Source organism: Kitasatospora sp. NPDC057542 (genome assembly GCF_042801945.1).
Taxonomy (GTDB): Bacteria; Actinomycetota; Actinomycetes; order Streptomycetales; family Streptomycetaceae; genus Kitasatospora.
This window is the reverse complement of record NZ_JBHVFE010000318.1, coordinates 1-10,575: the sequence shown is the minus strand read 5'-3', so window position 1 is coordinate 10,575 and position 10,575 is coordinate 1. Positions and strand designations below refer to the sequence as shown.

Sequence of the window (10,575 nt, the reverse complement as noted above, 5' to 3'; positions counted from 1 at the left end):
TAGTGGTGGACCAGCTTGGAGGGGTGCTCCCGGCGCTCCATCGCCTCGACCACGGCCGTGAGCGGGATCGAGGACTCGTGCTTGTGGCTGCCCGGCGCGATGCCCAGACGCAGCGCGCCGGGGACCGGGGTGCCGTCGTCCTTGACCGGGAGCAGCTCCAGCGGCGAGGGCGCGTCGGCGGCGTACAGGTAGCTGTCCACGTTGACCGCGAAGGGGGCCCGGCCGGTGAGCAGCAGGGTCTTGCGCAGGCGGCGGTGGGCGGCGATGCGGGCGGCGGCGATGACGTGGAAGCGCAGCGCGGGGTCGTAGGACCAGGAGGCGGCGACCTTCTCCAGCCACGTCTGGTCGTCCAGGTGGCGGGCGGAGTCGGCCCACTTGCCGATGCCACCCTTGTAGATGTTCTTGTAGGTCCCCGCGAGGACCAGGGCGTCGGCGCGCACCGGGTCGGTGCCGATGTCCTTGTGGGCGGCGTAGGCGGCCAGGAACTCGGTCGGGCTCTGGCCGTCGGTCAGGCCCAGGTCTGCGTAGGTGCGCTTGTAGCCGCCCCGGATGCGGCCGGTCCATTCCTTGAGCAGCGGGGCGGTGTGGGCGGCCAGGTAGGCGGCGGTGATGGTGGCCGGGTCGAAGTTGTAGGTGGTGGCCATGTAGGCGACCGTCACGGTGGCGTACCAGCCGGGTCCGGTCGGGGGCTGGCCGTGGAAGGTGGCCGGGTGCGGCAGCAGGGAGTCGACCTCGGTGGTGGTGAAGTCCGCCCACCAGAGGCCGGCGGTCTTGCCGCCGTCCCAGGCCGGGTTCTCCACGTACGTCAGCGGGCCGATGGGCAGGCGCAGGGAGTCGGTGACGGACAGGTAGCTGGCGCAGACGTCGACCGCGACCGCCCACTGGCGGCCGGCCTCCTCGGTGGTGAGGGGGCGGGCCCACCACTTGTAGTCCTCCTCCTCGCACACCGCCTCGCCCTTGGCCAGCAGCTCGCGGGTGAGCGGGTGCCGGGCCCCGGCGGCCGGCGGCACGCACAGGTCACCACTCGGCAGGGCGCCCTCACGCAGATGCGAGGACCACTCCCCCGTCGCCTGGTCCTTGACCCACTCCACGCGCGGGCGCACCGCGTCCAGGAGCAGCATCGCGGTGGAGGCGGTCGTCGCACCGGGGGCGACACCCAGGTCCGCGGTGAAGGCCCGGTAGCGGCGAGCCAGGGTGAGCCCGTCCCTGGTGCCGTCGGGGGCGGTGGCCAACGGGCCCGCGAGGGCGCTGGTGGCCTGCTGGCGGCCGTCGCCCTGGCCCAGCCACGGCGCCACGGTGACCCGGACCGAGGTCTTCGGGCCGCCAGCCGACCCGGCACGGCGGAAGGCGTGGAAGGCCGGGCCGATCTGGTCGCTGATCTCCATGCCCACCGTGGCGGCGGCCTTCGCCAGCTTGGCCTGGAGCGCGGTCAGGGCCTTCTCGGTGGTCGGGAGCGCGGCGGGCAGGCCGAGCTGCTTGAGCGCGGCGGCGGTCAGGCAGACCATGCCGTCGCCGCCCCGTCCGGCCGGGTGGGCGCGCTCGACGCGCAGCGGCAGCCCGGTGCCCAGCCACGCGAACCAGTCGCCGAGCTTGATGCCGGCCGGGGCCGGGATCTGCGGGACGTCCAGCACCCAGCCGCCGCCGTCAGCGACGTCCAGCGCGACCGCCGGCCACCACCGCGCAGCGGCAGCCGTGGCGGCCGGGCCAGCGGGCCGCGCCGCAACCGGACGGGCAGCGGTGCGGGACGTCGCCGGGCGCGGCCTGGCCGACGGGGCTGGCGTGGCGGTGGGCGCGGGCCGGACCGGCGCCGAGGTGGCAGGAGCAGCGGCTGCGGGCGCGGCCGGGGCGGCGACGGGCGCCGGGGCTACCGGGGCGGTCGGAGCCTGGTCCGCCGGAGCCGGGGTCAGCTGCTGGGTGAGGGCCGCAGCGGCCTCGGGCGCCGGGGCTGCGGGGCGGCAGAACCCGCCCAGGTGCATCGGGCGGCCCTGGGCGCGGTAGACGGAGGGCTGGCCGCACTGCACGCACGGCGCGGCCTCGGCCATCACCAGCGAGCCGTCCGGGTTCTGGTCGAGCAGCGGGACGACCAGGCCGTCGGCGGTGTCCTGGGCGGGCGCCGGGCCGGTGAACGCCTGCGGCACGGCCGGGGACGGCGTGGCGGCGGGGAAGCGCGCGGCCAGGCCCTCCAGCAGCCGCGCGTAGGCCGGGGCGATGTCCGGGCCCGGAACGGCGCTGCCGTCCTCCCAGCCCTTCACCAGGGCCGAGTCCACCCGCAGAGCCGCGCCGATCTGCGCGGGCGTCAGCCCGGCCGCCAGGCGCAGCCGCACCCGCTCGGCGGGGAGCGGCAGGCCGGTGTTCACGGCCGCCAGCAGGGCGTCGACGGAGTTGAACAGGTCGTCGGACATCAGGGTCGGTCTCCTCAGCGTCCGTTGGGTCGGGTCGGGTCGATCCGGGGGTCGCCGAACAGGGCGTCGAAGACCGCTTCGGTGAGGCAGGCGATCGGGCCCTGCTCGGGGCGCAGGGTGTAGCCGGCGGTGCGTCCGAGGTCGGCCACCGCGATCGGGACCTGGGGCCGGTAGTAAACGAGCAGCTCCCGGCCGGCGAACTCCGTCGGCTCCACCACGCCCTGCGCGGGGTTGAACGGCAGGGCGAACGAGGGCAGGCCGGCCACCTCTTCCTCGGCGGCCAGGTGCAGGACGCCATCGTCGGTGGTGCGGAAGGCGACGGCCAGGTCCACGCCACCGACGCGGCGGTCGCGCGGCAATCCGTGGCCCTCCAGGACCCGGCCCAGCTGCGAGGGCGCCATGGCAGCCGCGATGCCCAGGGCGCGCCGGTTGGAGTAGCTGTCGCTGGCGTCCGCGCGGGACATCGCCAGCTCCTTCACCACGCTCAGGTGCTGGGTGACGCGGCTGATGCAGGCCACCAGGGCGGTCAGGTCGTCGAAGGTGGAGGCCTGCGGCGGCTCCACCAACCGCTCACCGCGCAGCACCGCGAGCAGCGCCCGGGCGAGGTCGTCATGCACCTCGACCCGCTCACCACCAATGCCGATCCTCACGGGACAACCCCCAAACAGTAGGACATAACCAAATGCTACACCAGTCGCCTTTGAGAGTTCAAAAGGGAAAGGGCCGCGGCACTGCCGCGCGCCCCTCGCCTGGCTCGTGTCAGACCGCCTGCGGGGCGGCCCGCCGATCACGCCAGTGGGCGAACAGCACCAGCCAGTGGTGCCGGGCCCGGCTCGGCACCCCCCACCTCGCGTCTGGCAGGTCGTCGCCCAGGTCCTCCAACACGATCCGCACCGCCAAGTCCAGCCAGCCGGCGCCTTACTGGTCCCCGATCAGGGTCCGCAGCTGTTCACGGGTACGCGGCATGGCGACGCGGGGGTCGTGGTGCGCGTCCCGGACCTGCCGCAGGGTCAGCGGCCTGGACAGCAGCACAGGCACCGCCAGGTCCGCGAAGTCGCGGCACTTCGCCTCGTAGCCGCTCATGTCGATCAGCTCCCGGCGCAGGGCGAGGTAGGTTTCCTTCGCCCCCTCGGTCCGGCCGGCCGCCGCGACCAGGGCCCGCGGCGCCGGGCTGTTGAGCCCGTCATCCGGCTCCCGGGTCATCGACACCCACAGGTGGGGCGGCGGTGTGTTGTTCACGAGCCGGGTCAGGTGCCGCCGGGCCTCGGTGTCGTCGCACAGCGGACCGATCTTCGTCCACGCCGTCCCACGGCCGAACGGCTCGGCCGTCACCTGGGCCCAGTAGACGTAGGGCAGCACCAGGAGCTCGTGCACCTTGCGCAGACGGGCGGTGTACTCCTTCATGGTCAGGCCGAGGTAGGCGAAATCCCCGCGGTACCCGGCCAGGTTCGCCGACCCGTCACGCCACAGCGCCCGGTGCAGATCGCCCGCCAGGCTCTGGAACTCCCCGCCCGGCAGGCGCAGCGCCGCCTCCAGCGATCCGAGCCGGGAGTTGCAGCGCCGGCAGAGAGCTCCCCGTACCTCGTCCGTGGCGTGGTCGTGGTCCACCTGCGCGGAGGCCCGCCCGCACCGCAGCTCGCAGCGCGGACGCTCCGCCAGGTACGCGGCCTTCGCCTCGGGTGACATCCGGCGATAGTCCACGCTTCGCCTCCAGTGACGTGATCGAACTGTCCGTCGCCACGGTCGCAGGCGGCACCGACAGCACGTCACCCGACCGGCTGCGGGGCCGATCAGCGAGATGGCTCAGCCCGGGCACCACCAGGGCGCCCGGGCCGAACTGTCTCGCTATCGCCGGCCGCGCCCCTGACCGGAGTCGGGCCCGGCGGAGCAGCCCGGGGCGACGGGGGCGACGGCAGGGCGCAGCTCGCACGGGTGTGGGGTCGTTCGGCGATGGGTCCGGCACCGCGAGGCAGGCTCGGGGCGCCGGCTGTCCAGTCAGATCGTCTGGGCGGGTTCGTCGAGCCAGGCGTGCCAACCGTCCGGGGTGACGGTCAGTCCGAGACGCTCGATGCCGGGCTCGCCCGCCCCGTGCCACCAGGCGAGGGTGCGCTCGAAGTCGTCCCACAGGCGGCGGCCGCCGTACTGGCGGACCAGGTGCGCGTCCTCACCGTCGCGGAAGGTGGTCGCCGACCAGGCCGGGGTGGTGAGGGAGTAGAGCCACAGGGTGCGGGCGCCGTCGTCGTGCGGCTGGATCGCGTGGACGACGTCGCGCAGGCGCAGGCCGGCGGCGAGCGGGAACGGGTCGAACTTGCCGTGCGGCGGCAGGACGGCGGTGGTGGTGGTCTCGGCGACGGTGCCGCCGTCCGGCGGGTTCTGCGGCCACCGCAGGCGCTGGGAGCGCATCTTCATGAACTCCACCGGCTGGAGGAACGGGCCGGACGCGGTGCCGTCGCCGTGGACGGTGAGGCGGACCAGGGCGTCGGCGTTGGAGTAGTGGGTGCCGAACGGCGCCAGGATCAGCCCGCCGGGCCGGGTCTGCCCGATCCACGCCTGCGGGATCTCCCGCAGCCCGTAGGTCGCGGTGATCCGGTCGTACGGGGCGCCGGGCGGGTGGCCGAGCGCGCCGTCCGCGCAGACGACGGTCGGCCGGTAGCCGGCGTTCTCGAGTGCGGTGCGGGCCTGGGCGGACACGGCGGCGTCGATCTCGACCGTGGTCACGTTCGCGTCGCCGAGCCGGTGGGCGAGCAGCGCGGCGTTCCAGCCGGTGCCGGTGCCCTGCTCCAGTACCCGCATCCCCGGCTCGGCCTTCAGGTCCTCCAGCATGGAGGCGACCAGGGAGGGCATCGAGGCGGAGCTGGTGGGCACCGTGCCGGGCTCGGCGCCCTGGTGCTCGCCGTCGTCCCACTGGGTGACGATCGGGATGTCCGAGGCGGCCGCCGCCAGCCAGCCCTGCTCGTCCTCGGTCCGTGCCAGGGGCCGGCTCTTCCCGGTGGCCATGTCGTGCGCCCAGATCAGGTCCGGCAGGAACAGCGAGCGCGGGACGGCGTCGAAGGCCGGCGCCCACGCGTCGGCGACGGGGAAGGACCGCCCCGGCGCGGGGCGGTCCTCCTGCTCAGGTGCGAGCGTCACTTGCGGTGTCCCCCGTCTCCGGGCGGTGTGGTGCCATCCGGGGACGGCGGGTCGGACGGCGGCGTCCACGGGGTGCCCGGGTGCCCGTCCCCCTCACCGCCACCGCCGCCCGAGCCTCCGCCGCCGTGGCCTCCGTCGATGTCCATGCCGACCTCCTTGTCGTCGCTGTGATGGTGCCCTCCCGGGGCCCGGGGAGGAGTAGAGGGGCGCCCCGGCGCACCGGGGCACACTGTTGCGCCTACGCCGGGCCGGGAGGGCGGGTGCGCAGATCCGCGTGCACGGTTTTGCCGAACGTCTCCAATGTCGCGCCCCAGTGCCCGCCGGTCAGGCGGTGGACCAAGGCCAGGCCGCGACCCGACTCAGCCGCGGAGCCCGCCTCGATCAGGCAGGGCAGGGCACGGGAGCCGTCGCGGACGCTGATCCGCACACACCGGCCGGTGACACGCTCGACGGTGACCGTCATCCGGCGCCGGCACCCGGTCTTCGCGGCGTTGCCGACCAGCTCGCTGACGATGAGTTCGCCGGCCTCGACCAGGTCATCCAGCTCCCAGCCGCGCAGCGTGGTGCGCACCAGGTGGCGGGCCTTGGCGGCGGACTGCGGCTCGTAGGGCAGCAGCGCCTTCGCACGGTCGGCGGCCTCGGGCCGTGTGGGGGTCTCGACGGCTGCGGTCACCGGGCACCCCGCACCCGCCGGCGCCGCCCAGGTGCGGCCGTAGCCGGTGGGCGGGGTATGGGGTGCGCGGCCACGGCGGTACTCCGCTCTCTCGTCGGCGGTGACGGCTGCGCGGACCCGACGGGGGGGGCGGGCCCATGCAGCGGCCCCAACTCGCCGCCCGCCCCAGGCAACGTCCGGGTGTCCGGTCCGTCACTACGGGCGACGGATCGACGGTAGGGAGTGACCGGCCGGACCCTCAACGCGTTTGCACGCGTTTGCAGGAATTCAGCCCACGGAGTCAGTGGCCCGGGCGATCAGGGCCCGTGCCTGCGCGCCGTAGACCGCGAAGTCCTTGAGCCGGTCGAACGCGCTCGCGTAGAGCGTGAGCTCGCTGGGCGTGGTGACGGTCACCTGGGCGGACAGCAGCTCCACGCCGGCCTCGGCGTCGTCGAAGATGTTGAACGTCTCCACCGGCCACATGGTGCGCTGCGCGGTGAACGGGATGACGCCCAGCGAGACGGCCGGCAGCGCCATGGCGGCCCGCAGGTGCTCCAGCTGCTCGGCCATCGTCTCGACGGTCCCGAGACGGTAGTAGAGGACGGACTCCTCCACCAGGATCGCGAAGCGGTGGTGTCCGGTGCGCACGACGCGGGAGCGGGCCAGGCGCGCCTTGACGGCCTCGGCGACGTCGTTGGGGGTTCGGCGGAAGTCGGCCACCGTGGCGAGCAGCGCGGTGGCGTAGGCCTCGGTCTGCAGGACGCCCGGCACGACGCGGGAGGAGTAGGAGCGGAAGTGCCGGGTTCGCTCGTACAGCGGCGCTGCGGATTCCTGGAGGCGGCGCAGGCCGGTGCGGGTGAGGCGGCGCCACTCGACGTACATGGAGTCCACGGCGCGGTTGGCGGCGATCAGGTCCTCGGCCTGGTCGTCGGCGCCGCAGGCCCGGCACCAGGTGCGGATGTCGGCGTCCGAGGGCGCGGTCTTGGCGTTGATGATGCGGGAGGTCTTGGCGCCGTTCCAGCCGCACCGGGCGGCCGGCTCCTGCCCTTGCAGACCGGCGTCCTGCATGATCTCGCGCAGCCGCGCGGCGACGGCCAGGCGGGCTTCCTGGGCGCTGGAGGAAGGGGATGCGGGCATGGAGCTGGTCGTCCGGTCCGGGGCGTCAGACGGTGTACTGCTCGTGCGGGACGGCGCGCTCCCAGACCGCCTCGAACGCGTCCGCGCAGAGCTTGGCGACGACGGGGTCCTCGCACATCTCCGGCCCGCCGGAGGCCCCGTCGCCGGTGAAGTGGTTGAAGCGCACGATCGTCCCGTCGAACAGCCAGAAGTCGTTCCCGGGTAGCGCGAGGTCGGAGGCCCGGCGTCGCGGCAGCCAGCGGACCTGCTCGCCGGCCGCGAGGTTGACCACGGTCCCGGCGTGCTCGTAGCGGATGTACTCGGTGACCGGCTCGGAGACGATCCGGGCGCGGCGCACCACGACACCGCGGGCGACGGCGGCCCGGATCATCGACACCCAACCGGACCAGCCCGCGCCCTCGGGATCGAGGTCCGGGTGCACGCCGGTCCGCTGGAACTGCTCGAACTCCTCGGCTTCGCCGACGATGCCGTAGGAGTCGCGCATCTCCAGGTGCTCCGCGGAGTGCCGGGCGCCGGCCAGCAGCTCAGAGAAGGCCGTCACGTTCTGCATCGTCGAGCGCCTTCCTGATGATCGCCGCCATGCGCAGCGGGATGCGGGTCACGTTCTCGTGGTCGGGGGTACCGACGGAGTGGCCGGGCACCCACTCGGTCGTCCCGATCTCCGTCAGGAGCTCCTCGCCGGGCTTGAGGCCCTGGACGACCAACTCCCTCTGCTCGTCGTCCACCCACACCATCGGGCTCTCGTCCTTGCCGGTGTTGGGGTCCACCCCGGCGAACCGTAGCGTCATGATGCCCTCCCGTACCAAGTCGGTTGCGCAGTTTTGCACGACGCTCCACCTACAGGTGACGGCCCGTCAGGGGCGCGAGGAAGCATAGAGACAATCCCTGCAAGCCGACTGCTGCCGGACTTCGCCGTTCGCCTGCCAGGACCACAGGACCGGTCCCAACGCGCGCTCGACCCGACTGGTCTGCCCGTCCCCGGTCGCCGTGCTTGCAGTAGGCGGAAATGCGATGACACGCCCGTGGCGTTCTTCGGGCCACTGCGCCCCAGATAGCCTGCCTTCCGTGTATTGGGCATTCGACGGTCAGAGGGACCGGGCATGAGCAGAGTGATCGCGGTCTACAGCGAGAAGGGCGGCGTCGGCAAAAGCGCCTTGGCAGCCGGCCTTGCAGCCGCCGCCCGCAAGCGAAACCTGGACGTCGTTGCCGGAGACCTCGACCCCCGCGACACCTTCACCGCTGAGCTTGGCATCCCCGAAGACGAGGCCCCGGCCTTCAGCATGAACGACCTGCTCGCCCAGGGCGAGACCTGACTGGCCGCCGAAGCCTTCGCCCCGGCGTCCGACGCGTGGCCGGGAGTCCAGGTGATCGCAGCGGAGCGCGCCCTTGCCAACCGGGAGACTGACAACGTCGCTGTCGGACTGGAGTTCCGCCTGCGGCTTGCTCTGAAAGGTGCCATAAAGCCTGGCTCGGTCGGCGTCCTCGACTTGCCGCCACGCGCTGGCGGCAAACTCGTGACCTCGGCCCTCGTCGCAGCGACCGATGTGATCATCCCGGCGACCCTCGACGAGGACGGGCGCATCGGCGCCAAGGAGGCCCTCGCGACCATCAAGCTGGTCAGGGACCTCGGTATGAACCCGGACCTGCGGGTAGTGGGCATCGTCCCCTCCATCGTTCCCGGCGGGCGCAGCACCCTGAAGGACGCCATAGGGGCTTACCTGGCGGAGACGTACGGGGATCTGTACCGCGACGATCTCGCTATTCCCCGGCATTCGGTGCGCCAGCAGACGCGTTTTGCCTGCGTGCCGATCACTGCGGCCTCCGGCAAGGAGGCTCAGGCGCTTACAGGTGCCTATGACCGAATCCTCACGGCAGCGGGAGTACCCCTGTAATGGCCAACAAGCTGATCCAGACCGGCACCAGCCGGCTGAAGAAGGCGCCGGACTCCGCAGTCGACCCGGCGGTGCCCGCTGAGCTGCAGCAGCAGGCCGCGGCGCAGCAGGCTGCCTCCTCTGCGCTGCCGGCGATTGTGGACGCCCAGGGCACGCCGAGCGTCTTCGCGGGCGGCCGGGTGCTCACCGCCGAGGACATCACGGGAACTCCCAAGGAACAGCTCGAATATGTCACCGAGCGGCTGATCGAGATCGACGGCCTCGGGCGGCGGGCCGAGGACTTCGTCGTGCTCAACAAGGGCGTCCTGCTGGAGACCGCGCAGGAGCGGGAACTCCACGTGGTCGCCGGCCACTCGAACTTCGCTGTATGGGCGTCCGGAGTCCTGGACGTGGACGAGAAGTACATCTTCGAGCTCATGCAGGACGCGGTTCGGGCGCGGGCGGTCGCTGAGCTGGGGCCCGAACTCACCCAGTACCTGAGCCGCGCCTCGGCCCGCAAGGCGGTGGCTGCGGTCATCGCCTCGCATGACCTGAAGACGGCCCGCACGGTCGTCGAGCGCGGCGTCGCCGAAGCGGCCGAGCATGGCAAGAAGCGCCCCACCGCCGCCAGGCTGGTCGAGCTCGCCGCCGAGCTGACGACGCCATCCATTCCCGAGCAAAAAGCGGGGTCAGAAATTTCTGACCTCACCCCTCACGAGCAGAGGTCAGAAATTTCTGACCTCGGGAACGAGGAGCAGCCAGGTATCGCCCAGCTACGCGACCTGAGCCGCTCTGCAGCCGTACTGCGAGAGCGGGTGACCTCACTGCTTGCCCTCGCGCGTTGAAGTCTGCAGTGGAGGCCGACCCGGGCGCAGCCCATCGACACCTCGAGGACCTCGACATCGAGCTGCAGCGTCTCGGCAAGCGCTTGGCGACCGCCAAAAAGACGGCCGCAGCAGCAGTGGCGGCGGCTCCAGTGGACGCGGAGATCGTCGACTGATCCCCGGACAGTAACGGGCGCCAGTCCACCCGGAAACACAAAAGGGGCCCGTTCCTGGCTACTCACGCCAGGAACGGGCCCCTTCGGGTACTGCTGTCAGACGGCGGCCGGAGTCAGACCGATCGCGCGGGTGACGGTGGCGAGGGTGGCGGTCCAGTCGCCGTTGAAGTAGACGGCCTTGTCGCACACGTACGCAGCTGCGCCGAGTTTGAGGTTGGTCACCAGGATGGTGCCGCGCTCGGTCCTTGTTCCGGCACGCCCGTGTCCCGCGAGCAACATGTCTCGCAGGACTAGTGTCCTGCGCCAGAGATTCGTCGGCAGAATCGGGCGAGGGAGTCGAGGATCTCCTCTGCGGTTTTGGTCCAGGTGAACGGTGTGGGGTTG

14 protein-coding genes are annotated in these 10,575 nt (G+C 72.4%); 4 read left to right on the top strand and 10 right to left on the bottom strand.

From position 1 onward, the window contains the following. From ACFU7Y_RS30775 to ACFU7Y_RS30735, 9 genes are all read right to left on the bottom strand, one after another. The coding region (locus ACFU7Y_RS30775; RefSeq protein ID WP_380770369.1) for a multiprotein-bridging factor 1 family protein at positions 1 to 2,402 on the bottom strand (2,402 nt) is incomplete at its 3' end. A gap of 14 nt (positions 2,403 to 2,416) precedes the next feature. Continuing rightward, positions 2,417 to 3,052, bottom strand: a complete 636-nt coding sequence (locus tag ACFU7Y_RS30770) for a hypothetical protein (RefSeq protein ID WP_380770368.1) — start codon at positions 3,050 to 3,052, stop codon at positions 2,417 to 2,419. A gap of 109 nt (positions 3,053 to 3,161) precedes the next feature. Then, positions 3,162 to 3,296 (bottom strand): hypothetical protein, encoded by a 135-nt coding sequence (locus ACFU7Y_RS30765; RefSeq protein WP_380770367.1) that lies wholly within the window; start codon positions 3,294 to 3,296, stop codon positions 3,162 to 3,164. Between the two features lie 24 nt (positions 3,297 to 3,320). Further along, positions 3,321 to 4,103 (bottom strand): endonuclease domain-containing protein, encoded by a 783-nt coding sequence (locus ACFU7Y_RS30760; protein WP_380770366.1) that lies wholly within the window; start codon positions 4,101 to 4,103, stop codon positions 3,321 to 3,323. 294 nt (positions 4,104 to 4,397) lie between these two features. Further along, complete coding sequence (locus ACFU7Y_RS30755; RefSeq protein ID WP_380770365.1) at positions 4,398 to 5,531, bottom strand: methyltransferase domain-containing protein; 1,134 nt, start codon at positions 5,529 to 5,531, stop codon at positions 4,398 to 4,400. 238 nt (positions 5,532 to 5,769) lie between these two features. Next, positions 5,770 to 6,204, bottom strand: coding sequence for an ATP-binding protein (locus ACFU7Y_RS30750; protein ID WP_224280587.1), 435 nt, complete (start codon positions 6,202 to 6,204; stop codon positions 5,770 to 5,772). 267 nt (positions 6,205 to 6,471) lie between these two features. Further along, positions 6,472 to 7,320 carry a helix-turn-helix domain-containing protein gene (locus ACFU7Y_RS30745; protein WP_380770364.1) on the bottom strand — a complete coding sequence of 283 codons (849 nt, stop codon included), beginning with the start codon at positions 7,318 to 7,320 and terminating at the stop codon, positions 6,472 to 6,474. Between the two features lie 25 nt (positions 7,321 to 7,345). Continuing rightward, entirely contained in the window at positions 7,346 to 7,870 is a 525-nt protein-coding gene (locus ACFU7Y_RS30740; RefSeq protein WP_380770363.1) for a DUF6879 family protein, read from the bottom strand. Continuing rightward, complete coding sequence (locus tag ACFU7Y_RS30735) at positions 7,845 to 8,108, bottom strand: hypothetical protein (protein ID WP_224280584.1); 264 nt, start codon at positions 8,106 to 8,108, stop codon at positions 7,845 to 7,847. Before ACFU7Y_RS30735 ends, ACFU7Y_RS30740 begins: the two co-directional genes overlap by 26 nt. A gap of 312 nt (positions 8,109 to 8,420) precedes the next feature. On the opposite strand from ACFU7Y_RS30735, the gene ACFU7Y_RS30730 reads away from it, so the two are divergent. From ACFU7Y_RS30730 to ACFU7Y_RS30715, 4 genes are read left to right on the top strand one after another with little or no spacing between them, the layout of a single operon-like run. Further along, a complete protein-coding gene (locus ACFU7Y_RS30730) occupies positions 8,421 to 8,633 on the top strand; it encodes an AAA family ATPase (protein WP_380770362.1) in 213 nt (70 codons plus the stop codon). A gap of 51 nt (positions 8,634 to 8,684) precedes the next feature. Continuing rightward, the gene (locus ACFU7Y_RS30725) at positions 8,685 to 9,212 is read left to right on the top strand and encodes a ParA family protein (RefSeq protein ID WP_224280582.1); all 528 of its coding nucleotides are present in this window, start codon (positions 8,685 to 8,687) and stop codon (positions 9,210 to 9,212) included. After that, complete coding sequence (locus ACFU7Y_RS30720; protein WP_380770361.1) at positions 9,212 to 10,036, top strand: hypothetical protein; 825 nt, start codon at positions 9,212 to 9,214, stop codon at positions 10,034 to 10,036. Before ACFU7Y_RS30725 ends, ACFU7Y_RS30720 begins: the two co-directional genes overlap by 1 nt. After that, positions 10,033 to 10,191 (top strand): hypothetical protein, encoded by a 159-nt coding sequence (locus ACFU7Y_RS30715; RefSeq protein ID WP_380770360.1) that lies wholly within the window; start codon positions 10,033 to 10,035, stop codon positions 10,189 to 10,191. Before ACFU7Y_RS30720 ends, ACFU7Y_RS30715 begins: the two co-directional genes overlap by 4 nt. 96 nt (positions 10,192 to 10,287) lie before the next feature. Here the strand turns inward: ACFU7Y_RS30715 and ACFU7Y_RS30710 are convergent, their stop codons facing one another. Then, positions 10,288 to 10,470, bottom strand: coding sequence for a hypothetical protein (locus ACFU7Y_RS30710; RefSeq protein ID WP_224280580.1), 183 nt, complete (start codon positions 10,468 to 10,470; stop codon positions 10,288 to 10,290). Between the last annotated feature and the right edge of the window lie 105 nt (positions 10,471 to 10,575).